Here is a 22,465-nt window from a genome sequence, read left to right as displayed (position 1 = left end):
AAAATGCGAAAGGTTATTTCCCGTTGTAATCACCAACCGAAATTATAACGGTGAAATAGCCACCATCGACTAAAAAAAATATTTGTTGTTTTGTGCGGGATAGGATTTGGAAATTATTGGCTCTGGTTCCAAAACGCTATTTTTCATTAAACGATTCAGCATGCGATAGTTTGATTTTTCGTTTTTTAGATGTCTTTTTATTGATAATTAATTGTTAATTTTTTGTTTATTTTTAACAATGGTTATACCAATTGTCCCTTTTAGGGTATGCTTGGGGGTCCTTTCGTTATAAAGCCCATCTCATGCGGCTTCGGTCATAAAAACCGACATAATTTGCAACACTTGTGACACGTGCGGCAGAACCCGGTAACACCTTCCTGACACAGGCCTAATGATGTTTACAGTAATGTAACCTTCCCGTAAAATGCCCGCACACTTTAAACGCCACCAGACTCCCGTGGAATTGAGGTCGTTAAATGAGACTCAGGAAATACAATAAAAGTTTGGGATGGTTGTCATTATTCGCAGGCACTGTATTACTCAGTGGCTGTGATTCTGCACTACTAGACCCCAAAGGACAGATTGGACTGGAACAACGTTCACTGATATTGACGGCTTTTGGCCTGATGTTGATTGTGGTTATTCCAGCCATTTTGATGGCTGTTGGTTTCGCCTGGAAGTATCGTGCGAGCAATAAAGATGCGAAGTATAGCCCGAACTGGTCACACTCCAACAAAGTGGAAGCTGTGGTCTGGACGGTACCTATCCTGATCATCCTGTTCCTTGCCGTACTGACCTGGAAAACCACTCACGCACTTGAGCCAAGCAAGCCGCTGGTTCACGATGAAAAACCGATTACCATTGAAGTGGTCTCCATGGACTGGAAATGGTTCTTCATCTATCCAGAGCAGGGCATTGCTACCGTGAATGAAATCGCCTTCCCGGCGAACACTCCGGTTCAGTTCAAAGTGACCTCCAACTCCGTAATGAACTCCTTCTTCATCCCGCGTCTGGGTAGCCAGATTTACGCGATGGCCGGTATGCAGACTAACCTGCATCTGATCGCGAATGAAGCAGGCACCTACGATGGTATCTCCGCCAGCTATAGCGGCCCGGGCTTCTCAGGTATGAAGTTCAAAGCTATTGCAACGCCAGACCGTGCCGCTTTCGACCAGTGGGTTGAAAAAGCGAAACAGTCTCCAAACACCATGTCTGACATGGCGGCGTTCGAAAAAGTGGCTGCACCTAGCGAATACAACAAGGTGGAGTACTTCTCTAACGTGAAGCCTGATTTGTTCAAAGACGTTATTGGCAAATTTATGGATCACGGCAAGAGCATGGACATGACCCAGCCAGAAGGCGAGCACAGCGCGCACGAAGGTATGGAAGGCATGGACATGAGCCACGCGGAAACCGCTCACTAAGGGGCCGAGGAAGAAAATGTTCGGAAAATTGACACTGGATGCAGTGCCCTACCATGAACCGATTATCATGGTTACGGTGGCTGCAATTATCATCGGTGGCGCGGCCTTAGTTGGCCTGATCACTTACTTCGGTAAGTGGAGCTACCTGTGGAATGAGTGGCTGACTTCGGTTGACCACAAAAAACTCGGTATCATGTACTGCATCGTCGGTATCGTCATGTTAATTCGTGGCTTTGCGGATGCGATCATGATGCGTAGCCAGCAGGCGCTCGCGTCTGCGGGTGAAGCCGGCTTCCTGCCACCGCACCACTACGATCAGATCTTTACCGCCCACGGCGTTATCATGATCTTCTTCGTGGCGATGCCGCTGGTTATCGGTCTGATGAACGTGGTCGTTCCGCTGCAAATCGGCGCGCGCGACGTTGCGTTCCCGTTCCTGAACAACCTGAGCTTCTGGTTCACCGTTGTCGGCGTTATTCTGGTTAACCTGTCACTGGGCGTGGGCGAATTCGCGCAGACCGGCTGGCTGGCTTACCCACCGCTGTCAGGAATTGAGTACAGCCCGGGCGTTGGCGTCGACTACTGGATTTGGGCGCTTCAGCTCTCCGGTGTCGGTACGACCCTGACCGGTATCAACTTCTTCGTGACCATTATCAAGATGCGTGCCCCTGGCATGACCATGTTCAAGATGCCGGTATTTACCTGGGCATCTCTGTGCGCCAACATCCTGATTATTGCGTCCTTCCCAATTCTGACTGTTACCATCGCGCTGCTGACCCTGGACCGCTACCTGGGCACCCATTTCTTCACGAACGATATGGGTGGCAACATGATGATGTACATCAACCTGATTTGGGCATGGGGTCACCCGGAAGTTTACATCCTGGTTCTGCCTGTCTTCGGTGTGTTCTCCGAAATCGCGGCAACCTTCTCGCGTAAACGTCTGTTTGGTTACACCTCTCTGGTGTGGGCAACCGTGTGTATTACCGTTCTGTCGTTCATCGTTTGGCTGCACCACTTCTTCACCATGGGTGCGGGCGCGAACGTAAACGCCTTCTTCGGTATTACCACCATGATTATCGCCATCCCGACCGGGGTGAAGATCTTCAACTGGCTGTTCACCATGTATCAGGGCCGTATCGTGTTCCACTCAGCAATGCTGTGGACCATCGGCTTCATCGTGACCTTCTCCGTAGGTGGGATGACCGGCGTACTGCTGGCGGTACCGGGTGCTGACTTCGTTCTGCACAACAGCCTGTTCCTGATTGCGCACTTCCATAACGTTATCATCGGTGGCGTGGTCTTCGGCTGCTTCGCTGGCGTAACCTACTGGTGGCCAAAAGCGTTCGGCTTCACGCTGAACGAAAAATGGGGTAAACGCGCGTTCTGGTTCTGGATCATCGGCTTCTTCGTCGCCTTTATGCCGCTGTACGTGCTGGGCTTCATGGGTATGACCCGTCGTCTGAGCCAGCAGATTGATCCGCAGTTCCACCCAATGCTGATGATTGCAGCGGGCGGTGCCGTGCTGATTGCCTGTGGTATCGCGTCTCAGCTGATTCAGTTCTACGTGTCTATTCGCGACCGCGACCAGAACCGTGACCTGACTGGTGACCCATGGGGTGGCCGTACGCTGGAGTGGGCGACCTCTTCTCCACCGCCTTTCTATAACTTTGCCATCGTGCCTCAGGTTCATGAACGTGACGCATTCTGGGAAATGAAAGAAAAAGGTGAAGCGTACAAGCAACCTGCTCATTACGAAGAGATCCATATGCCGAAAAACAGCGGTGCGGGCATTGTCATTGCCGCCTTCGCAACGGTATTTGGTTTCGCAATGATCTGGCACATCTGGTGGATGGCGATTGTTGGCTTTGCTGGCATCGTAATCAGCTGGATTGTGAAGAGCTTTGACGAGGACGTGGACTACTACGTACCAGTCCGTGAAGTTGAAAAGCTGGAAAATCAGCATTTCGACGAGATTTCTAAAGCGGGGCTGAAAAATGGCAACTGATACTCTGGCGCACTCAACTGCCCACGCGCATGAACATGCGCACCACGATACAGGACCGACCAAAGTCTTCGGTTTCTGGATCTACCTGATGAGCGACTGCATTCTGTTCTGCTGTCTGTTCGCGACCTATGCCGTTCTGGTGAACGGCACAGCGGGCGGCCCGACCGGCAAGGACATCTTTGAACTGCCGTTCGTTCTGGTTGAAACCGCACTGCTGTTATTCAGCTCCATCACCTACGGCATGGCGGCTATCGCCATGTACAAAAACAACAAGAGCCAGGTTGTCTCCTGGCTGGCGTTGACCTGGTTGTTTGGTGCTGGATTTATCGGGATGGAAATCTATGAATTCCATCACCTGATCATGGAAGGCTTCGGCCCGGATCGCAGTGGCTTCCTGTCCGCGTTCTTCGCGCTGGTTGGCACCCACGGTCTGCACGTGACCTCCGGTCTGATCTGGATGGCAGTCCTGATGTTCCAGATTTCCCGTCGCGGCCTGACCAGTACTAACCGTACCCGTATCCTGTGCCTGAGCCTATTCTGGCACTTCCTGGACGTGGTGTGGATCTGTGTGTTCTCTGTTGTCTATCTGATGGGGGCGATGTAATGAGTCATTCTAACGATCATGGCGCTTCCCACGGCAGCGTAAAAACCTACATGACAGGTTTCATCCTGTCGATCATCCTGACGGTGATCCCGTTCTGGATGGTGATGAGCGGTTCTGCGTCTAAGCCGGTTATCCTGGGTGCAATCCTGGTGACCGCGGTGATTCAGATTCTGGTGCATCTGGTTTGCTTCCTGCACATGAACACCAAGTCCGATGAAGGCTGGAACATGACCGCCTTTATCTTTACCGTGATTATCATCGCTATCCTGGTAGTCGGTTCCATCTGGATTATGTGGAACCTCAACTACAACATGATGGTTCACTAAGAGCGGCGAGTATGTTTAAGCAATACCTGCAAGTAACGAAACCAGGCATCATCTTTGGCAACCTGATCTCCGTGATCGGAGGGTTCCTGCTGGCCTCTAAGGGCAGCATTGATTACGCCCTCTTTATCTACACGCTGGTCGGTGTGTCACTGGTTGTTGCGTCCGGTTGTGTATTTAACAACTACATCGACATGGATATCGACAAGAAGATGGAAAGGACCAAAAATCGGGTGCTGGTGAAAGGCCTGATCGCCCCTTCCGTCTCGCTGGTGTACGCCACCTTGCTGGGTATTGCTGGCTTTATGCTGCTGTGGTTTGGTGCTAACCCGCTGGCCTGCTGGCTGGGGGTGATGGGGTTCGTGGTGTATGTGGGCATCTATAGCCTGTATATGAAACGTCACTCCGTCTACGGCACGCTGATTGGTTCTCTCTCCGGCGCTGCGCCGCCGGTGATTGGCTACTGCGCGGTCACGAACGAGTTCGACAGCGGTGCGCTGATCCTGCTGGCTATCTTTAGCCTGTGGCAGATGCCGCACTCCTATGCCATCGCGATTTTCCGCTTTAAGGATTATCAGGCAGCGAACATCCCGGTTCTGCCGGTCGTGAAGGGCATCTCCGTTGCCAAGAACCACATCACGCTGTACATCATCGCCTTTGCCGTGGCAACGCTGATGCTCTCTCTGGGTGGTTACGCCGGATACAAATATCTGGCGGTAGCGGCTGCGGTGAGCGTCTGGTGGCTCGGCATGGCGCTGCGCGGTTACAAAGTGGAAGATGACAAAGTCTGGGCGCGCAAGCTGTTTGTGTTCTCGATTGTGGCCATCACCTCGCTGTCCGTGATGATGTCCGTGGATTTCATGGTGCCAGATTCACATAACCTGCTGACTTACGTCTGGTAAGCCACAACAGGTGAATAAAGGGGTGCTTCGGCACCCTTTTTTATTCATAAAATCCATTAATAACGCATGTAATATTTGTTAAATAACCCTTTATTTACCCCGCCCCTTCCCCGCACTACACTATGGCCTGCTTTTGAACTGAGGTGGTAATGAACGATTATAAAATGACGCCAGGCGAGCTACGCGCGACCTGGGGCTTAGGGACTGTCTTCTCGCTACGGATGCTTGGCATGTTTATGGTCCTGCCTGTTCTGACCACATACGGTATGGCGCTGCAGGGGGCCAGCGAGGCGCTGATTGGCCTCGCCATTGGCATTTATGGTCTGGCGCAGGCGGTGTTCCAGATCCCGTTTGGCCTGCTCTCTGACCGGGTGGGCCGCAAACCGCTGATTGTCGGCGGGCTGCTGGTCTTTGTGCTCGGAAGCGTCATTGCCGCCCTCTCCCACTCCATCTGGGGGATTATTCTTGGCCGCGCCCTGCAGGGCTCCGGCGCGATTGCCGCCGCGGTGATGGCGCTGCTGTCAGACTTAACCCGCGAGCAGAACCGCACCAAAGCCATGGCCTTTATCGGCGTCAGCTTTGGCGTGACGTTTGCGATTGCGATGGTGCTGGGCCCGATAATCACCCATGCGCTCGGCCTGCACGCCCTGTTCTGGATGATTGCCGTGCTGGCGACCCTCGGCATTGCCTTAACCCTGTGGGTGGTGCCGGACAGCAAAAACCACGTCCTCAACCGTGAGTCGGGGATGGTTAAAGGCTGCTTCAGCAAGGTGATTGTCGAGCCGCGCCTGCTTAAGCTGAATTTTGGCATTATGTGCCTGCACATTCTGCTGATGTCGACCTTTGTCGCCCTTCCCGGCCAGCTTGCCGCAGCGGGTTTCCCGGCGGCTGAGCACTGGAAAATCTATCTGGTCACGATGTTGATTTCGTTTGTCTCCGTCGTGCCGTTCATCATCTACGCCGAAGTGAAGCGCAAAATGAAGCGCGTCTTCGTGGGGTGCGTGGCGCTCCTGCTGATTGCCGAGATCGTGCTCTGGGGCGCCGGCCCGCACTTCTGGGAACTGATCGCCGGGGTACAGCTGTTCTTCCTGGCGTTTAACCTGATGGAAGCCCTGCTGCCGTCGCTGATCAGCAAAGAGTCCCCCGCCGGTTACAAAGGCACGGCGATGGGTATTTACTCCACCAGCCAGTTCCTCGGCGTGGCAATCGGCGGCTCGCTTGGCGGCTGGGTGGACGGCCTGTTTGATTCGCAAACCGTGTTTCTCGCGGGCGCGCTGCTGGCGACAGTCTGGCTGCTGGTCGCCGGTACCATGAAGGAGCCGCGCTACGTGAGCAGCCTGCGCGTAGAAATCCCGGATGATGTGGAGATTAGCGATGCGCTGAAACAGCGTCTGGAAGCAAAAGAAGGGGTCACGGAGGTGCTAATTGTTCCCGAAGAGCGCAGCGCTTACGTCAAAATTGACAGCAAGGTGACCAACCGCTTCGAGGTCGAGCAGGCGCTGAAAGCCTGAAAAAAAGCCCGGTTAAACCGGGCTTTTTATATTAATCGCGGAAGTTTTTAAACTGGAACGGTTGCCCCAGGTCGCCGCCGCGCACCAGCGCCATCACGGACTGCAGGTCGTCGCGGGATTTACCGGTGACGCGAATTTCCTCGCCCTGGATCTGCGCCTGCACCTTCAGCTTGCTGTCTTTGATGAGCTTAACGATCTTCTTCTGCACCGCGCTCTCGATGCCCTGCTTCAGCTTCGCTTCAACAAACCAGTTCTTACCGCTGTGCACAAACTCGTCCGGCACGTCCAGTGAGGTCCCTTCGATGCCGCGCTTCAACAGCTTGGCGCGCAGAATGTCGAGCAGCTGATTCACCTGGAAATCAGACTCGCTCAGCACCTTAATGGTCTTATTTGCATCGTTCAGCTCAAACGACGCCTCAACGCCACGAAAATCGAAACGTGACTCAACTTCGCGGGTTGCGTTCTCAACGCCGTTGCGAACTTCCTGGATATCAACTTCGGAAACAATATCGAAAGATGGCATCTTTTCTTCTCCCTTCACTTTTGTTGCGTTGCATAATACCCGCTACGAGGCATAACTCAACAGAAGCTTAGCTGTATAATTAAGCTGTAACACCTGGCGCAGTTGCAGGTGAGGAGGAACAATGAAAATTACGGTGCTCGGATGCGGAGCGCTTGGTCAGCTGTGGCTGACCGCACTGTGCAAGCACGGACATGAGGTTCAGGGCTGGCTGCGCGTGCCCCAGCCTTATTGCAGTGTAAACCTGATTGGTGAAGACGGAAGCATCTTTAACGAATCCCTCACCGCGAACGATCCTGATTTCCTGGCGCAAAGCGACCTTTTACTGGTGACGCTTAAAGCCTGGCAGGTCTCAGACGCGGTAAAAACGCTGGCCGCGCAGCTCCCCCCCACTTCGCCCATACTGCTGCTGCATAACGGCATGGGAACCCTGGATGAGCTGAAAAGCGTTCCGCAGCCCCTGCTGATGGCAACGACCACCCACGCTGCGCGCCGCGACGGCAACATCATCGTGCATGTCGCCAGCGGCGTGACGCACATCGGGCCTGCCAGAACGCAGGATGGGGACTACAGCTATCTTGCCGATGTGCTGCAGAAGGTGCTCCCGGACGTGGCCTGGCATAACCACATTCGCCCTCAACTCTGGCGCAAGCTGGCCGTTAACTGTGTGATCAACCCGCTGACGGCGCTGTGGAACTGCCCGAACGGTGAACTGAAAAACCATCCGCAGGAGGTGGCGTCCCTCTGTGCAGAAGTCGCGGCGGTCGTTGAGCGGGAAGGGCTGCATACCTCGGCAGACGATTTGCGCTGTTATGTCGAGCAGGTTATTGAGAGTACAGCTGAGAACATCTCCTCGATGCTGCAGGATGTTCGGGCATTACGCCACACGGAGATCGACTACATTACGGGATATCTGCTAAAACGCGCCCGCGCACACGGCATCGCGGTGCCGGAAAACGCCCGTCTGTATGACCTGGTTAAACGTAAGGAGAGTGAATATGAGCGCGTCGGCACTGATCTGCCTCGCCCCTGGTAGCGAAGAGATGGAAGCGGTCACCACCATTGATCTGATGGTGCGCGGCGGCATTAAGGTCACCACCGCCAGCGTCGCCAGCGACGGTAATCTGGCAATCACCTGTTCACGCGGGGTAAAAATCCTTGCAGATGCACCGTTGGTACAGGTGGCTGACGGAGATTACGACATCATCGTGCTGCCCGGCGGGCTGAAGGGCGCGGAATGTTTTCGTGACAGCCCGCTGCTGGTTGAGACCGTGCGTCAGTTCCATTTATCCGGCCGCATCGTCGCCGCCATTTGTGCCGCCGCCGGCACGGTGCTGGTTCCCCATGACATCTTCCCCATCGGCAATATGACCGGCTTCCCGGGGCTGAAAGACACCATTCCGGAAGATCAATGGGTGGACAAGCGCGTCGTCTGGGATCCCCGCGTCAACCTGCTCACAAGCCAGGGCCCAGGCACCGCGATTGATTTTGGCTTAAAAATTATCGACCTGCTGGTCGGGCGCGAGAAGGCGTACGAAGTGGCGTCATCGCTGGTGATGCCAGCGGGGATTTATAATTACTATGAAGAGTAGTGCATAAAAAAAGCCGGGTGGCGGCTACGCCTTACCCGGCCTACAAATGCACGGTACCGTAGGCCCGGTAAGCGAAGCGCCACCGGGCGAGAAACTACGGACGATACACCTTCACATTGGCAAAGCCCTGCTCGCGCAGATACAGCGCCTGCAGGCGGCTCATCACCCCGCGCTCACACCACAGCAGGTACGTTTTGCTCTGGTCGAGGTCGCCAAACTTCGTGCTCAGCTTGTAGAACGGCAGAGAAACCACTTCGACGCCGTCAACCTGCAGCGGCTTGTCATCCTGCTCGTCAATGGAGCGGATATCCAGAATCGCGTCGTTGGCGCCGAAACCGCTCACGGTCTCCACTTCTACCACTTCCTGCTCGGTCTGCTGGGCGATCTCGCGGATATCAATGTTGGACGCTTCTTCCACCACTTTATCCAGAATGCTGAAATCGAAGTTCTCTTCTTCCGCTTCGATCTTCGCCTTCACCGCTTTCACCGTTGGGCTTTTTGAGATCACGCCGCAGTATTCCGGCATGGTGCGGGCAAAATCTTCGGTACCGATTTCGCGCGCCAGATCGATGATGTGCTCTTTATCATGGGAGATCAGCGGACGCAGGATCAGGGTATCAGACACGTTGTCGATCAGGCGCAGGTTGGTCAGCGTCTGGCTGGAGACCTGCCCCAGCGCTTCGCCTGTGACCAGCGCCTGCACGCCGTAGCGTTCAGCCACTTTGGATGCCGCACGCACCATCATGCGCTTCAGTATGACGCCCATCTGGCCGTCGTCCACTTTCTCCAGAATCTCGCCGACCACCGGTTCGAAATTGATTGCCACGAAACGCACGCGGTGGGAGCTGCCGAAGCGGTTCCACAGGTAATGCGCCACCTGACGAACGCCGATTTCGTGCGCCGCGCCGCCCAGGTTGAAGAAGCAGTAGTGTACGCGGCAGCCGCGGCGCATCAGCATATAGCTGGACACGCCGGAGTCGAAGCCGCCGGAGATCAGGGACAGAACATCTTCCTGAGTCCCGATCGGGAAGCCGCCGATACCTTCATAGCGGCCTTTCACCAACAGCAGGCGATCGTTTTCGATCTCCAGATTAACGGTCACGTCCGGGTTGGTCAGACGCACGCGCGCCGTCTCAACGTGCTGGTTCAAACCGCCGCCAACGTAACGTTCCACTTCAATGGAGCTGAATTCGTGCTTACCGCGACGCTTCACGCGCACGCAAAAGGTTTTGCCTTCGATCCGATCGCGGTACTGAACCAGCGCTTTTTCGAAGATGTCGTGCATATCGCTGAACGGGACATCTTCCACTTCCAGAATATGGTGGATCCCTGGAATACGGGTCAGCGCGTCGCGAATATCCTGACGTTTGTTTTCGTCTTTCGCACGAACCTCAACGTGGTCCCAGTGGCGCACTACGGCGAGGGTTTCGTCGTAGTGCTTTAAAACGTTACGAATGTTCCCGGTGAGAATTTTAATAAAGCGCAAACGCACAGATTGGCTTTTGATGGTGATTTCAGGGAACAATTTAATGATAAACTTCATGGCGGCAATGTTTCTTAGGCAAGCGTATTAAGGCTTGTAATGGAAAAGAGTACAGCAGCCCACACCCGTGGCTGCATCCAGGCGCGCAAGTATACCACCATCGCGCCGCTCCTGTGCACATTGCGCGTTATTTGATAATTGCCCTGAGTCCGTTACCATGTCGGGGCTGAGAATATAAGAGTCAATTCACTATGCCGAAGAAGAACGACGCACCGGCCAGTTTCGAAACTGCGCTGAGTGAACTGGAGCAAATCGTTACCCGTCTTGAGAGCGGCGATCTCCCGCTGGAAGAGGCGCTCAACGAATTCGAGCGCGGCGTGCAGCTGGCGCGCCAGGGGCAGGTCAAACTGCAGCAGGCCGAGCAGCGCGTGCAGATCCTGCTTTCCGACAGCGAAGACGCGAAAACCACGCCTTTCACACCGGACGCCGAGTAAATGGATTTTGCCAACGAGCTTCAGGCGCGCGTTGTGCGCGCCAACGACGCCCTGCGCCGATTTATTGCGCCACAGCCTTTTCAGAACACTCCTCTGGTTGAAGCCATGCACTATGGCGCACTCTTGGGTGGAAAGCGCCTGCGCCCGTTCCTGGTGTACGCCACCGGCAACATGTTTGGCATCAGCGATAACACGCTGGACGCCCCGGCAGCCGCCGTTGAGTGCATCCATGCCTACTCGCTGATCCACGACGATCTCCCGGCGATGGACGACGACGATTTGCGTCGGGGTCAACCCACCTGCCACATCAAGTTTGGCGAGGCGAATGCTATTCTGGCGGGTGATGCCCTGCAGACGCTGGCGTTCTCGATTCTGAGCGACGCGCCAATGGCCGAAGTGGCTGACCGTGACCGTCTGGCTATGATTTCCGAACTGGCCATGGCCAGCGGCGTGGCCGGCATGTGCGGCGGTCAGGCGCTGGATCTTGAAGCGGAAGGACGTCAGGTTAATCTGGAACAGCTGGAGCGTATTCATCGCCATAAAACCGGGGCATTGATTCGTTCCGCCGTTCGCCTGGGCGCGCTGAGCGCGGGTGAGCAAGGGCGCAAAGCCCTGCCGATTCTGGACAGATACGCAGAAAGTATCGGTCTGGCATTCCAGGTTCAGGATGACATTCTGGATGTGGTGGGCGATACTGCAACATTGGGTAAACGTCAGGGTGCGGACCAGCAGCTTGGCAAAAGTACCTACCCCGCCCTGCTGGGTCTTGAGCAAGCCCAACGTAAAGCCCGGGATCTGATTGACGATGCCCGCCAGTCACTGAATGAACTGGCTGCGCAATCGCTGGATACCTCGGCACTGGAAGCGCTAGCGGACTATATAATCCAGCGTGATAAATAAACTATATATCTCGATGAGCCTTTGATGAGTTTTGATATTGCCAAATACCCGACACTGGCGTTAGTTGACTCCACCCAGGAGTTACGTCTGTTGCCGAAAGAGAGCCTGCCGAAGCTGTGCGACGAGCTGCGTCGCTACCTGCTCGACAGCGTAAGCCGCTCCAGCGGCCATTTCGCCTCCGGGCTTGGCACGGTAGAGCTGACCGTGGCGCTGCACTACGTCTATAACACGCCGTTCGATCAGCTCATCTGGGACGTGGGCCACCAGGCCTATCCGCACAAAATTCTGACCGGACGTCGCGATAAAATTGGCACTATTCGTCAGAAAGGTGGCCTGCATCCGTTCCCGTGGCGCGGTGAGAGCGAGTATGACGTGCTGAGCGTCGGCCATTCCTCCACCTCCATTTCTGCGGGCATCGGTATTGCCGTCGCCGCCGAGAAAGAGAACAAGCAGCGCCGCACCGTCTGCGTGATTGGCGACGGCGCCATCACCGCGGGTATGGCCTTCGAAGCCATGAACCATGCGGGCGACATCAAGCCGGACATGCTGGTTATCCTCAACGATAACGAAATGTCGATCTCCGAGAACGTTGGCGCGCTGAACAACCATCTGGCACAGCTGCTCTCCGGCAAGCTTTACTCCTCGCTGCGTGAAGGCGGTAAAAAAGTCTTCTCCGGCGTACCGCCGATCAAAGAGCTGCTTAAGCGTACCGAAGAGCACATCAAAGGCATGGTCGTGCCGGGTACCCTGTTTGAGGAGCTGGGCTTTAACTATATTGGCCCGGTTGACGGCCACGACGTACTGGGGCTGGTCACCACGCTCAAGAACATGCGCGACCTGAAAGGCCCGCAGTTCCTGCACATCATGACCAAAAAAGGGCGTGGCTACGAACCAGCGGAAAAAGATCCGATTACCTTCCACGCAGTACCGAAATTTGACCCGTCCAGCGGCTGTCTGCCGAAAAGCAGCGGCGGCATGCCGAGCTATTCAAAAATCTTCGGCGACTGGCTGTGCGAAACCGCCGCAAAAGACAACAAGCTGATGGCGATCACCCCGGCCATGCGCGAAGGCTCCGGCATGGTAGATTTCTCTAAAAAATACCCTGACCAGTATTTCGACGTGGCCATTGCCGAGCAGCACGCGGTGACATTTGCAGCGGGCCTGGCGATCGGCGGCTACAAACCGGTTGTCGCTATCTATTCCACCTTCCTGCAGCGCGCCTACGATCAGGTGATCCACGACGTGGCGATCCAGAAGCTGCCGGTGCTGTTTGCTATCGATCGTGCGGGCATCGTCGGTGCCGACGGCCAGACGCACCAGGGCGCGTTTGACCTGTCGTTCCTGCGCTGCATTCCGGATATGGTGATCATGACGCCAAGCGACGAGAACGAATGTCGGCAGATGCTGTTTACCGGCTACCACTATCAGGATGGCCCAAGCGCCGTTCGCTATCCGCGCGGCAATGCGGTGGGCGTTGAGCTGCAGCCGCTGGAGAAGCTGGCGATCGGTAAAGGTCTGGTTAAACGTCGCGGTGAGAAAGTGGCGATCCTGAACTTCGGCACGCTGATGCCAGAGGCGGCTAAAGTAGCTGAAACGCTGAATGCCACCCTCGTGGATATGCGCTTTGTGAAGCCGCTCGACGAATCCCTGATCCTGAGTATTGCTGAGGCGCACGACGTGCTGGTCACGCTGGAAGAGAACGCGATTATGGGCGGTGCGGGCAGCGGCGTGAACGAGGTGCTGATGGCAAACCGTAAAGCCGTTCCGGTGCTGAACCTCGGCCTGCCGGACTATTTCATCCCGCAAGGTACCCAGGACGAAGCCCGCGCGGCGATTGGCCTGGACGCTGCCGGTATCGAAGCTAAAATCCGCGCCTGGCTGGACTGATCCCTCCCCCCTTTTCCGCTCCTGCTATGCTTAAACGTATTGTTTAAACAGCAGGAGCGGAACCGTGCAATACACAACATTAGGAAAAACGGACCTTAAGGTTTCCCGACTTTGTCTGGGATGCATGACCTTTGGCGAGCCCGATCGGGGGAACCACGCCTGGACGCTGCCGGAAGAGAGCAGCCGTCCGATCATCAAACGCGCCATCGAGGGCGGCATTAACTTCTTTGACACCGCCAACAGCTACTCCGACGGCAGCAGCGAGGAGATTGTCGGCCGCGCCCTGCGCGATTTTGCCCGTCGGGATGACATCGTCGTTGCCACCAAGGTCTACTACCCGGTGGGAGACCTGCCGCAGGGCCTTTCTCGCGCGCAGATCCTGCGCTCCATTGACGACAGCCTCAGGCGCCTGAACATGGATTACGTCGACCTGCTGCAAATTCACCGCTGGGATTACAACACGCCGATCGAGGAGACGCTTGAGGCGCTCAACGACGTCGTCAAAGCCGGTAAAGCACGCTACATCGGCGCATCGTCGATGCACGCGTCGCAGTTCGCTCAGGCGCTGGATCTGCAGGCGCAGCACGGCTGGGCGCGCTTTGTCAGCATGCAGGATCACTACAATCTGATCTATCGTGAAGAAGAGCGTGAGATGTTGCCGCTGTGCCATCAGGAGGGCGTGGCGGTCATCCCCTGGAGCCCGCTGGCGCGCGGACGTCTGACCCGTCCGTGGGGGGAAACCACGGCCCGGCTGGTATCCGATGAGGTGGGGAAAAATCTGTACGGCGGAACAGAAGCCAGCGATGCGCTGATTGCCGAACGCCTGGCCGGGATTGCCGACGATACCGGCGCAACCCGCGCCCAGGTAGCGCTGGCATGGCTGCTGGGTAAACGCGGCGTCGCGGCTCCCATTATCGGCACGTCCCGGGAAGAGCAGTTGGACGAACTGTTAAACGCGGTGGATATCACGCTGACGCCGGAACAGGTTGCCGAGCTGGAGACGCCGTATCAGCAGCATCCGGTGGTGGGGTTTAAATAAGCCCCATCTTTTGTAGGCCGGGTAAGGCGGAGCCGCCACCCGGCAATACAGAGCGTACAACATCACGCGAAGTGATCGTACCCTTTCCAGTCCAGCGTAACCGGCGCACCGTCTTTCACAAACTTCAGCCCTTCACTCTCCGGCATGATCTGCCCGATACAGGTGAATTTCGCGCCAAGATGCGCTAACGCCACGTCGAGCGTTCCACGGTTCAGCTCCGGAACGGTAAAGCACAGTTCATAATCTTCACCACCGGACAGCGCCCAGCGCAGTGCCTGTTCAGGTTCAACATGACGAAGCAGTTCCTCTGACAGCGGGAACAGATCCAGGTCAACGCGCGCGCCGACACCGCTCGCCTTCAGGATATGGCCAAGATCTGAGATCAGCCCGTCAGAGAGATCGATAGCCGAGCTTGCCCGCTCGCGCAGCGCCTGACCGTGCAGAATACGCGGCGTCGGGCGCAGATGGCGTTTCACCAGATACGCCGCATCGTCAGCGTTCTTCACGGTTAAGCGATCCTGAAGAATCGCCAGGCCCGCGGCGCTGTCGCCCGGTGTACCGGTCACGTAGATCCAGTCGCCGGGTTTTGCACCCGAACGCTTCAGCGCGCGACCAAGCGGTACATAGCCGTGGATCGCCAGCGTCATCGACAGCGGCCCGGCAGTGGTATCACCGCCAATCAGCTGCATATCGTAGTAGTTAAGCTGCTCAAACAGCGCATCGCTGAATGCTTCAAGCCAGGCTTCGTCTACCTCAGGCAGCGTCAGCGCCAGGGTTAACCACGCGGGATCGGCCCCCATCGCCGCCAGATCGCTGACGTTAACCGCCAGCGCCTTATACGCCAGATCGGCAGGATCGATATCCGGTAAAAAATGACGTCCGCACACTAAGGTGTCGGTGCTGATTGCCAGCGTCTGTTTTTCGGGAATATTGAGAAGTGCACAGTCATCGCCGATGCCGGTTTCAACATCAAGACGAGAGGTTCTGACACGGTCGAAATAACGGGCAATCAGGGAAAATTCGCCGCATGCCATACGTTATGCCTCAGCAAATAAAAGAAAAAACCGGAGCCGCACTGCCCGTCAGGCAATGCAAAACTCCGGTTTGCGGATCACTTTTTGTGGGGACGGATCGCAGGTGCTGCTTTATCAAGTACGCCGTTTACAAACTTGTGGCTGTCTTCAGCGCCGAAGGTTTTCGCCAGTTCGATCGCTTCGTTGATGGCCACTTTGTACGGCACATCATCACGTTTAGACAGCTCAAACAGCGCAATGCGCAACACTGCTTTTTCTACCTGACCCAGCTCTTCGAGCAGACGGGACAGGTAAGGTTTCATCAGACCATCGAGATACGCGCTATTAGTCGCCACTCCCGACAGCAGTTCACGGAAGTACAGAACGTCAACGTCTTTCACGTCCTGTTCTGACAGGAACTGGTATTCAACATCAGCGATGTCGTTCTGGGACAACTGCCAGGAGTAAAGTGCCTGGACGGCACATTCACGGGCGCGGCGACGAGCAGCAGGTTTCACGGAATTCCCCTTACAAAAAAATCAGGCCTTGATGGCTTTCAATACATTGATCATTTCAAGCGCGGTCAGTGCAGCTTCTGCACCTTTGTTACCGGCTTTGGTGCCAGCACGTTCGATGGCTTGTTCAATACTTTCGGTGGTCAGCACGCCGAACGCGACAGGAATTTCAGCATCCTGCGCAACGTGTGCCAGACCGTTGCTTGCACCGCCCGCAACGTATTCGAAGTGCGCAGTGCCGCCACGAATAACGGTACCCAGCGCAATCACCGCGTCATATTTACCGGTTTTCGCCAGCGCGCCCGCCGCCAGTGGCAGTTCGTAAGCGCCTGGAACCCAAACAACGGTAATGTTGTCATCTTTAACCTGGCCGATACGTTTCAGGGCGTCAACCGCACCTTCCAGCAGGCTGTCGTTGATGAAGTTGTTGAAACGCGCAATGGTGATGGCGACGCGAGCGTCCGGGGTAGCTACAGCAGCTTCAATAATGTTCATACTCTTCCTTTACGGGTTCATTTGGCCCCGCAGGGGGGCGGATTTTATCATAATACTTTGCGCACTGCTTCCCTATTTCGGGAGCAATTACGCTGTCGTTAAGTGGAGGCAGACATCCGGACCTACCGGACGAATCTCGCTAAATTTGAGTTGTGGTGCATCGGCCAGTTTTTCAAGGCCGGGCAGCACAAACAGGCCGCGCGCGTCACTGCCCAACAGTTTAGGCGCAACGTAGACGAGAAGCTCATCCACCAGCCCCGCCTGAAGCAGCGCGCCGGCAAGCGTCGGGCCCGCTTCGACCCAGATGCTGTTCACCTGCTGCTTGCCGAGCAGCATCATCAGCACCACCAGATCCAGATGCCCGTTATGTTCCGGCACCGTAATGCTGCGTACGCCTTCCGGCCATGCGCGCGTATCTTCTTTGGTGCGCGCAATCCAGGTTTCCCCTGGCTGCTGGACGATGCGGTGCTCCGGCGTCACGCGGTTCTGGCTATCAATGACAATACGCAGCGGCTGACGCAGGTTCTCCTGCGGATACAGAGCCTGGGTATCGGCATTCAGCTCGTCCCAGCGCACGGTCATGGCCGGATCGTCAGCCAGAACGGTTTCACTGCTGGTGAGGATAGCATGGCTTTGCGCACGCAGACGTTGCACATCGCGCCTTGCCTGCGGAGATGTTATCCACTGGCTCTCGCCGTTTGCCATCGCCGTACGACCGTCCAGCGAGGCACCCAGCTTAAGCTGGATATACGGGAACCCGGTACGCATGCGCTTCAGGAAACCTTTGTTGAGCGCTTCCGCGTCCTGCATCATCAGGCCATGGCTGACGTCAATGCCTTCCTGCTGCAGACGATACAGACCTCGTCCCGCCACCTGCGGATTCGGGTCCTGCATCGATGCAACCACGCGCGACACCCCCGCGGCAATCAGCGCGTCGCAGCACGGTGGCGTACGCCCGTGATGGCTGCAGGGCTCCAGCGTAACGTAGGCCGTCGCACCGCGCGCCTTCTCGCCGGCCATGCGCAGGGCATGAACCTCAGCATGAGGCTCACCCGCGCGGTAGTGAAAACCTTCCCCCACGATCTCGCCATCTTTCACGATAACGCACCCGACGTTCGGGTTGGGATGGGTGGTAAAACGACCGCGCTGCGCCAGCTTCATGGCGCGCGCCATGTACATCTCATCGTGCATGAGCTTAATCCTGTAAGCGGGCGATCTCTTCGCCAAACTCTTTGATGTCTTCGAAACTGCGGTAGACCGAGGCAAAGCGGATATAGGCGACCTTATCGAGCTTTTTCAGCTGCTCCATTACCAGGTTGCCGATCATCTTGCTGGGCACTTCACGCTCACCCAAACCACGAAGGTAAGATTTTATGTGGTTTAGCGCCATCTCCACGTCGTCCGCGCTGACGGGACGTTTTTCAAGGGCCTTCAGCATTCCGCTGCGCAGTTTCTCTTCGTTAAACGGCTCACGCACGTCGTTACTTTTAACCACGCGCGGCATGACCAGCTCTGCCACCTCAAAGGTCGTGAAACGCTCGTTACACACCAGACACTGCCGACGACGGCGCACTGAAGACCCTTCGCCCACAAGGCGAGAGTCGATGACTTTGGTATCCACAGCGGAGCAGAATGGGCAATGCATACGGTATCCCTGTTATCTGGTTAACTGATTTTCATTTTACCCTGAACTGGCCTGACAACAAAGGAAGAGCTTTTTGAGAAAAAGGATCTATGTCCGACACAATGATGCTGGCTACCATTAGGACGATCCGTTATTTCAAGGAAATAAACGCAATGACAAGACGTTACCTGAAAATATTGCTGGTGGGGAGCCTCTTCACCCTTAGCGCCTGTGCACAGCAAACCGAAGTCCGTCAGATGAAACAGAGCGTCAATACGCTCAATACGGCGATGGACAAGCTAAACAAAGAAACGGTGAAGATCACCCAGCAAAACGCGCTGAACGCGAAATCTACCAGCGGGGTGTACCTGCTGCCGGGGGCGAATACGCCTGCCCTGCTGAACAGCCAGATTGGCACGCTAAAAATGTCTCTGGTGAATGTGGCGGCGAATGCCGATGGTACTCGCGCAACATTACGCATCAAGGGAGAGTCCAACGATCCGCTTCCGGCCTTCAGCGGCACCGTCGAGTGGGGCCAGATCCAGGGCACCACGGAGAACTACCAGGAGGTGAACGTGAAGAATCAGCTCTTCACCGCCCCGGCCAGTGTTTTAGCACCCAGTGATGTGGATATTCCGCTTCAGTTAAGCGGCCTTACGCCGGAACAGTTAGGCTTTATCCGCATTCACGACATTCAACCCGCCGCGCAGTAATCCTCTCTTTTTTAGCGGAGTGAAATGTCACTCCGCTAACATTTACATTTCGTATGGATTGGCAACATAAATGATTGCCGCTACAATCCCGGCCGTTTAAAGTACGCAAACGTGAACGCAATCGATTACGCGTATGAGAGATATGTGAAACAACACATATTTTTGTGAGCAGGGATTCCTATAATAGGCACCGCAGAAACACGAAATATTTAGAAACGCAATTCGCGCATTTTTCACTCCCGGAAGGGAATTTCAATCAGTGGCATGATTATGAAAAAAACATTACTCGCAGCTGGCGCCGTGCTGGCACTGTCCTCTTCTTTCACTGTTAACGCAGCGGAAAACGACAAACCACAATACCTCTCCGACTGGTGGCACCAGAGCGTTAACGTGGTCGGCAGCTACCACACGCGTTTCGGACCTCAGATTCGTAACGATACCTACCTGGAATATGAAGCGTTCGCCAAGAAAGACTGGTTTGATTTCTACGGCTACGTCGATCTGCCAGTATTCTTTGGTGGTAACACCGATGCGAAAGGTATCTGGAACAACGGCTCTCCGCTGTTTATGGAAATCGAACCACGCTTCTCTATCGATAAGCTGACCGGCACCGACCTAAGCTTCGGGCCGTTCAAAGAGTGGTACTTCGCGAATAACTACATTTACGACATGGGCCGCAACGATTCTCAGGAACAAAGCACCTGGTACATGGGTCTGGGTACGGACATCGACACCGGTCTGCCAATGAGCCTGTCTCTGAACGTGTACGCTAAGTATCAGTGGCAGAACTACGGTGCCGCGAACGAAAACGAGTGGGATGGCTACCGTTTCAAAGTGAAATACTTTGTGCCAATTACCCAACTGTGGGGCGGTAACCTGAGCTATATCGGCTTCACCAACTTTGACTGGGGCTCAGACCTGGGTGACAACGATTTCCGTGACCTGAACGGTAAGAAAGCGCGTACCAATAACTCCATCGCCTCCAGCCACATTCTGGCGCTGAACTACGATCACTGGCACTACTCTGTTGTGGCACGTTACTGGCACAACGGTGGTCAGTGGAACGACGACGCCAGCCTGAACTTCGGCAACGGCGACTTCAGCGTCCGTTCTACCGGTTGGGGTGGTTACCTGGTTGTAGGTTACAACTTCTAATCAGTGCGGGTTTCGCCCGGTGGCGCTACGCTTACCGGGCCTACGACCCAAATGTAGGCCGGGTAAGGCGTAGCCGCCACCCGGCTTTTTACTGCCTCACCTTGCGCAAAAAATCCGCCAAAGACCTGTCCGCACTTTCGCTAAACCGCCTTTCCGTAGCCACAATATTGAGGCATCTGTCGAGCCGGAAACAGCGATAGTCATCGCGCCGTTCACACCACGCCGCCAGCAGCCAGCGCTCTCCCCAGAAGAACAGCCCCAGCGGCTGAACCTCACGTTTAGACAACTGTCCTGCTTCATCACGGTAATGCAGCGCCAGCACCTGCTGGGCGGAAATTGCCTGATGGATCCTGTCAAAATCGCTGCGGGAGTGGCTTTGCATGCAAAAATCCGGGGCGTAGATCCGCGTCTGCTCCGCCTTTCGACGACTCTCCTCGGGCAGAATCGCCAGCACCTTTTCCTGAGCCGACTCCAGCTCGCGCGACAGCGATTCCCCGCCCCAGGTTTTGAGCAGGCGAATCGCGACGATCAGCGCCTCGGACTCCTTATTTGTCAGCATCAGCGGCGGCAGGTCAAAGCCCGACATCAGCCGATATCCGCTCCCCGCCTCGCCTTCCACCGGCACGCCGGAAAGCGACAGGTCGCGGATATCGCGGTAGACCGTACGCTCGGACACGCCAAGCCGGTCCGCCAGATGCGCTGCCGTTGTCAGACGCCTGCCCCGCAGGATCTGCACAATCTGAAACAAACGGTCAGCGCGTCGGGTCATTTCTTAGTTCGCTCTCAGGCAGGTTGATGGAGGCCGACGCGGTTACCCTCGCTGTCGGTAAACAAGGCGATAGTGCCAATGCCATGCGGCAGTTCCAGCGGGCCAAACACGCACTCGCCGCCCGCAGAGGCGATGCGATCGAGCGTTGCCGCCAGATTGTCAGTATGCAGGTAAATAATAGCGCCCTGCAAAGACGGTGTAACGCCGTCAAATTTTGCCAGGGCACCTCCGATGGCGGGATCCTCATGCGGGAAAACGGCCAGCTCCGCACAGTCCATTTTTTCGCGACGCAGCGCAAGCTGCATCACCGGCTCATAAAATTTAATCGCGCGATCCATATCCGAGACCGGAATTTCAAACCAGTTAATGACGCTTTTCATACATCCTCCTGCCTGTTGTTTGGGTTCAGAAGGAGTCTACGACAGGGCTCCTGACAGCATACTGTCAGGAGTGGTTGTCAGGAGCAGATAAAAAAAATCCCGGTCAACAGACCGGGATTTTGATACGCAGTAAACGTCGCCTTACGGCAGAATGGACGGCTGATCCGCCCCTTCTTTTTCGACTTTCTGCTGGAGCAGGTGCTCGCGCTTCATGCCGAGTTTCAGTGCCAGGGCGGACGCAACGTAGATAGACGACGCCGTACCGATGGTGACACCAATCAACATGGTCAGCGAGAAGCCTTCCAGAACCGGACCACCGAACAGGAACAGCATCAGGATCACCATCAGGGTGGTACCGGAGGTGATCAAGGTACGGTGTAGCGTCTGGGTCAACGACACGTTAAAGATTTCGTACGGCGTACCGCGACGGATCTTACGGAAGTTTTCACGGATACGGTCAGATACCACGATACTGTCGTTCAGTGAGTAACCGATGACGGACATCAGGGATGCCACAATCGTCAGGTCAATCTCAATGTGGAACAGCGACAGTATGCCCATGGTGATCACCACGTCGTGCGCCAGAGCGATAACCACACCGGCCGCCAGTCGCCACTCAAAGCGGAAACCGACGTACACCAGGATGGAGATCAACGCCACCAGCAGCGCCATCGCACCGGTCTGCGCCAGGTCAGCACCCACGCTTGGGCCGACGAACTCAATACGCTTAACCGCCGCGTTCTGGCTGGTTGTTTCGTTAATCACGCTAACAACCTTACTGCCCAGCTCCTGGCTGCCGTTGGCATCGTGCACCGGCGGCATACGCACCATGATGTCGCGGCTGCTGCCGAAGTTCTGCAGCAGCGGCTCTTCAAAGCCCGCTTTCTGCAGCGATTCGCGCATCTGGTCCATATCGACCGGTTTTTCCAGGGAGATTTCAATTACCGTACCACCGGTAAAATCGAGACCCCAGTTAAAGCCTTTCACGCCCATAATGACGATGGACAGAATCAGCAGGAAACCTGAAATGCCGAAGGCCCAGTAGTCCCAGCGCATAAAGTCCCAGACTTTACGGCCGTGGTTCAATTGTTCAACAGTATATTCCTGTGCCACA

24 protein-coding genes are annotated in these 22,465 nt (G+C 55.7%); 14 read left to right on the top strand and 10 right to left on the bottom strand.

Annotated features, from left to right (window positions below; genetic code table 11):
• Nucleotides 1–476 precede the first annotated feature (476 nt).
• The 6 genes from cyoA to ACHH0Z_RS12605 all read left to right on the top strand — a co-directional run bounded on the left by cyoA (nt 477) and on the right by ACHH0Z_RS12605 (nt 6,772).
• Entirely contained in the window at nt 477–1,424 is a 948-nt protein-coding gene (gene cyoA / locus ACHH0Z_RS12630; protein WP_008503322.1) for a cytochrome o ubiquinol oxidase subunit II, read from the top strand.
• Nucleotides 1,425–1,440: 16 nt separating this feature from the next.
• Nucleotides 1,441–3,432: a cytochrome o ubiquinol oxidase subunit I gene (gene cyoB, locus ACHH0Z_RS12625; protein WP_023326790.1), complete on the top strand. Its 1,992-nt coding sequence runs from the start codon at nt 1,441–1,443 to the stop codon at nt 3,430–3,432.
• Nucleotides 3,422–4,036, top strand: coding sequence for a cytochrome o ubiquinol oxidase subunit III (locus ACHH0Z_RS12620; protein ID WP_008503324.1), 615 nt, complete (start codon nt 3,422–3,424; stop codon nt 4,034–4,036). The genes cyoB and ACHH0Z_RS12620 overlap by 11 nt, the downstream gene beginning before the upstream one ends.
• On the top strand, nt 4,036–4,362 hold the full coding sequence (locus ACHH0Z_RS12615; RefSeq protein ID WP_006176899.1) for a cytochrome o ubiquinol oxidase subunit IV: 327 nt from the start codon (nt 4,036–4,038) through the stop codon (nt 4,360–4,362). The genes ACHH0Z_RS12620 and ACHH0Z_RS12615 overlap by 1 nt, the downstream gene beginning before the upstream one ends.
• Before the next feature lie 11 nt (nt 4,363–4,373).
• Nucleotides 4,374–5,261, top strand: a complete 888-nt coding sequence (gene cyoE / locus ACHH0Z_RS12610) for a heme o synthase (protein WP_008503325.1) — start codon at nt 4,374–4,376, stop codon at nt 5,259–5,261.
• A 149-nt stretch (nt 5,262–5,410) separates the two neighbouring features.
• Nucleotides 5,411–6,772 (top strand): MFS transporter, encoded by a 1,362-nt coding sequence (locus ACHH0Z_RS12605; protein WP_008503326.1) that lies wholly within the window; start codon nt 5,411–5,413, stop codon nt 6,770–6,772.
• A gap of 31 nt (nt 6,773–6,803) precedes the next feature.
• On the opposite strand, the gene ACHH0Z_RS12600 is transcribed toward ACHH0Z_RS12605, so the two are convergent.
• Nucleotides 6,804–7,295, bottom strand: a complete 492-nt coding sequence (locus ACHH0Z_RS12600; protein ID WP_023293165.1) for a YajQ family cyclic di-GMP-binding protein — start codon at nt 7,293–7,295, stop codon at nt 6,804–6,806.
• A gap of 121 nt (nt 7,296–7,416) precedes the next feature.
• Here ACHH0Z_RS12600 and panE point away from each other — a divergent pair, with 121 nt between their 5' ends.
• Together panE and yajL are read left to right on the top strand one after the other, a co-directional pair.
• The gene (gene panE / locus ACHH0Z_RS12595; protein ID WP_008503328.1) at nt 7,417–8,328 is read left to right on the top strand and encodes a 2-dehydropantoate 2-reductase; all 912 of its coding nucleotides are present in this window, start codon (nt 7,417–7,419) and stop codon (nt 8,326–8,328) included.
• Complete coding sequence (gene yajL, locus ACHH0Z_RS12590) at nt 8,291–8,884, top strand: protein deglycase YajL (RefSeq protein WP_008503329.1); 594 nt, start codon at nt 8,291–8,293, stop codon at nt 8,882–8,884. Before panE ends, yajL begins: the two co-directional genes overlap by 38 nt.
• 94 nt (nt 8,885–8,978) lie before the next feature.
• Here yajL and thiI read toward each other — a convergent pair whose 3' ends face one another.
• Nucleotides 8,979–10,427: a tRNA uracil 4-sulfurtransferase ThiI gene (gene thiI, locus ACHH0Z_RS12585; protein WP_023343485.1), complete on the bottom strand. Its 1,449-nt coding sequence runs from the start codon at nt 10,425–10,427 to the stop codon at nt 8,979–8,981.
• A gap of 191 nt (nt 10,428–10,618) precedes the next feature.
• Between thiI and xseB the strand changes: the two genes are divergently transcribed.
• The 4 genes from xseB (at nt 10,619) to ACHH0Z_RS12565 (ending at nt 14,687) form a co-directional block, all read left to right on the top strand.
• Nucleotides 10,619–10,861: an exodeoxyribonuclease VII small subunit gene (gene xseB, locus ACHH0Z_RS12580; protein WP_008503331.1), complete on the top strand. Its 243-nt coding sequence runs from the start codon at nt 10,619–10,621 to the stop codon at nt 10,859–10,861.
• Nucleotides 10,862–11,761 carry a (2E,6E)-farnesyl diphosphate synthase gene (gene ispA, locus ACHH0Z_RS12575; protein ID WP_008503332.1) on the top strand — a complete coding sequence of 300 codons (900 nt, stop codon included), beginning with the start codon at nt 10,862–10,864 and terminating at the stop codon, nt 11,759–11,761.
• A 24-nt stretch (nt 11,762–11,785) separates the two neighbouring features.
• The gene (gene dxs, locus ACHH0Z_RS12570) at nt 11,786–13,648 is read left to right on the top strand and encodes a 1-deoxy-D-xylulose-5-phosphate synthase (protein ID WP_395149539.1); all 1,863 of its coding nucleotides are present in this window, start codon (nt 11,786–11,788) and stop codon (nt 13,646–13,648) included.
• A gap of 64 nt (nt 13,649–13,712) precedes the next feature.
• Nucleotides 13,713–14,687, top strand: coding sequence for an aldo/keto reductase (locus ACHH0Z_RS12565; RefSeq protein WP_045407984.1), 975 nt, complete (start codon nt 13,713–13,715; stop codon nt 14,685–14,687).
• Between the two features lie 62 nt (nt 14,688–14,749).
• Here ACHH0Z_RS12565 and thiL read toward each other — a convergent pair whose 3' ends face one another.
• The 5 genes from thiL to nrdR all read right to left on the bottom strand — a co-directional run bounded on the left by thiL (nt 14,750) and on the right by nrdR (nt 18,355).
• Nucleotides 14,750–15,721, bottom strand: coding sequence for a thiamine-phosphate kinase (gene thiL / locus ACHH0Z_RS12560; RefSeq protein WP_021241664.1), 972 nt, complete (start codon nt 15,719–15,721; stop codon nt 14,750–14,752).
• Nucleotides 15,722–15,798: 77 nt separating this feature from the next.
• Entirely contained in the window at nt 15,799–16,218 is a 420-nt protein-coding gene (gene nusB, locus ACHH0Z_RS12555; RefSeq protein WP_006809908.1) for a transcription antitermination factor NusB, read from the bottom strand.
• Between the two features lie 21 nt (nt 16,219–16,239).
• A complete protein-coding gene (gene ribE / locus ACHH0Z_RS12550) occupies nt 16,240–16,710 on the bottom strand; it encodes a 6,7-dimethyl-8-ribityllumazine synthase (RefSeq protein ID WP_003859098.1) in 471 nt (156 codons plus the stop codon).
• Nucleotides 16,711–16,797: 87 nt separating this feature from the next.
• A complete protein-coding gene (ribD, locus tag ACHH0Z_RS12545) occupies nt 16,798–17,901 on the bottom strand; it encodes a bifunctional diaminohydroxyphosphoribosylaminopyrimidine deaminase/5-amino-6-(5-phosphoribosylamino)uracil reductase RibD (RefSeq protein ID WP_008503336.1) in 1,104 nt (367 codons plus the stop codon).
• Nucleotides 17,902–17,905: 4 nt separating this feature from the next.
• Nucleotides 17,906–18,355, bottom strand: a complete 450-nt coding sequence (gene nrdR / locus ACHH0Z_RS12540; RefSeq protein ID WP_008503337.1) for a transcriptional regulator NrdR — start codon at nt 18,353–18,355, stop codon at nt 17,906–17,908.
• A 152-nt stretch (nt 18,356–18,507) separates the two neighbouring features.
• On the opposite strand from nrdR, the gene ACHH0Z_RS12535 reads away from it, so the two are divergent.
• Both ACHH0Z_RS12535 and ACHH0Z_RS12530 read left to right on the top strand, forming a co-directional pair.
• Nucleotides 18,508–19,047 (top strand): DUF3251 domain-containing protein, encoded by a 540-nt coding sequence (locus tag ACHH0Z_RS12535; RefSeq protein ID WP_008503338.1) that lies wholly within the window; start codon nt 18,508–18,510, stop codon nt 19,045–19,047.
• A gap of 270 nt (nt 19,048–19,317) precedes the next feature.
• Complete coding sequence (locus ACHH0Z_RS12530) at nt 19,318–20,202, top strand: nucleoside-specific channel-forming protein Tsx (RefSeq protein ID WP_031275068.1); 885 nt, start codon at nt 19,318–19,320, stop codon at nt 20,200–20,202.
• Between the two features lie 88 nt (nt 20,203–20,290).
• Here the strand turns inward: ACHH0Z_RS12530 and ACHH0Z_RS12525 are convergent, their stop codons facing one another.
• From ACHH0Z_RS12525 to secF, 3 genes are all read right to left on the bottom strand, one after another.
• Nucleotides 20,291–20,971: a YafY family protein gene (locus ACHH0Z_RS12525; RefSeq protein WP_008503340.1), complete on the bottom strand. Its 681-nt coding sequence runs from the start codon at nt 20,969–20,971 to the stop codon at nt 20,291–20,293.
• 14 nt (nt 20,972–20,985) lie between these two features.
• Nucleotides 20,986–21,351, bottom strand: coding sequence for a VOC family protein (locus ACHH0Z_RS12520; protein ID WP_045407986.1), 366 nt, complete (start codon nt 21,349–21,351; stop codon nt 20,986–20,988).
• 141 nt (nt 21,352–21,492) lie between these two features.
• Nucleotides 21,493–22,464 carry a protein translocase subunit SecF gene (gene secF, locus ACHH0Z_RS12515; protein WP_008503342.1) on the bottom strand — a complete coding sequence of 324 codons (972 nt, stop codon included), beginning with the start codon at nt 22,462–22,464 and terminating at the stop codon, nt 21,493–21,495.
• Between the last annotated feature and the right edge of the window lies 1 nt (nt 22,465).

This window comes from Enterobacter cloacae complex sp. 2024EL-00227 (assembly GCF_043945315.1).
Taxonomy (GTDB): Bacteria; Pseudomonadota; Gammaproteobacteria; order Enterobacterales; family Enterobacteriaceae; genus Enterobacter; species Enterobacter roggenkampii.
The sequence above is the reverse complement of the archived record's forward strand: the minus strand, read 5'-3'. Positions and strand labels throughout refer to the sequence as shown.

Excerpts from the sequence above, each read along its gene's own strand:
- cyoA (WP_008503322.1), top strand. The coding sequence starts at position 477 with ATGAGACTCAGGAAATACAATAAAAGTTTGGGATGGTTGTCATTATTC.
- cyoB (WP_023326790.1), top strand. The coding sequence starts at position 1,441 with ATGTTCGGAAAATTGACACTGGATGCAGTGCCCTACCATGAACCGATT.
- ACHH0Z_RS12620 (WP_008503324.1), top strand. The coding sequence starts at position 3,422 with ATGGCAACTGATACTCTGGCGCACTCAACTGCCCACGCGCATGAACAT.
- ACHH0Z_RS12615 (WP_006176899.1), top strand. The coding sequence starts at position 4,036 with ATGAGTCATTCTAACGATCATGGCGCTTCCCACGGCAGCGTAAAAACC.
- cyoE (WP_008503325.1), top strand. The coding sequence starts at position 4,374 with ATGTTTAAGCAATACCTGCAAGTAACGAAACCAGGCATCATCTTTGGC.
- ACHH0Z_RS12605 (WP_008503326.1), top strand. The coding sequence starts at position 5,411 with ATGAACGATTATAAAATGACGCCAGGCGAGCTACGCGCGACCTGGGGC.
- ACHH0Z_RS12600 (WP_023293165.1), bottom strand. The coding sequence starts at position 7,295 with ATGCCATCTTTCGATATTGTTTCCGAAGTTGATATCCAGGAAGTTCGC.
- panE (WP_008503328.1), top strand. The coding sequence starts at position 7,417 with ATGAAAATTACGGTGCTCGGATGCGGAGCGCTTGGTCAGCTGTGGCTG.
- yajL (WP_008503329.1), top strand. The coding sequence starts at position 8,291 with ATGAGCGCGTCGGCACTGATCTGCCTCGCCCCTGGTAGCGAAGAGATG.
- thiI (WP_023343485.1), bottom strand. The coding sequence starts at position 10,427 with ATGAAGTTTATCATTAAATTGTTCCCTGAAATCACCATCAAAAGCCAA.
- xseB (WP_008503331.1), top strand. The coding sequence starts at position 10,619 with ATGCCGAAGAAGAACGACGCACCGGCCAGTTTCGAAACTGCGCTGAGT.
- ispA (WP_008503332.1), top strand. The coding sequence starts at position 10,862 with ATGGATTTTGCCAACGAGCTTCAGGCGCGCGTTGTGCGCGCCAACGAC.
- dxs (WP_395149539.1), top strand. The coding sequence starts at position 11,786 with ATGAGTTTTGATATTGCCAAATACCCGACACTGGCGTTAGTTGACTCC.
- thiL (WP_021241664.1), bottom strand. The coding sequence starts at position 15,721 with ATGGCATGCGGCGAATTTTCCCTGATTGCCCGTTATTTCGACCGTGTC.
- ribE (WP_003859098.1), bottom strand. The coding sequence starts at position 16,710 with ATGAACATTATTGAAGCTGCTGTAGCTACCCCGGACGCTCGCGTCGCC.
- ribD (WP_008503336.1), bottom strand. The coding sequence starts at position 17,901 with ATGCACGATGAGATGTACATGGCGCGCGCCATGAAGCTGGCGCAGCGC.
- nrdR (WP_008503337.1), bottom strand. The coding sequence starts at position 18,355 with ATGCATTGCCCATTCTGCTCCGCTGTGGATACCAAAGTCATCGACTCT.
- ACHH0Z_RS12535 (WP_008503338.1), top strand. The coding sequence starts at position 18,508 with ATGACAAGACGTTACCTGAAAATATTGCTGGTGGGGAGCCTCTTCACC.
- ACHH0Z_RS12530 (WP_031275068.1), top strand. The coding sequence starts at position 19,318 with ATGAAAAAAACATTACTCGCAGCTGGCGCCGTGCTGGCACTGTCCTCT.
- ACHH0Z_RS12525 (WP_008503340.1), bottom strand. The coding sequence starts at position 20,971 with ATGACCCGACGCGCTGACCGTTTGTTTCAGATTGTGCAGATCCTGCGG.
- ACHH0Z_RS12520 (WP_045407986.1), bottom strand. The coding sequence starts at position 21,351 with ATGAAAAGCGTCATTAACTGGTTTGAAATTCCGGTCTCGGATATGGAT.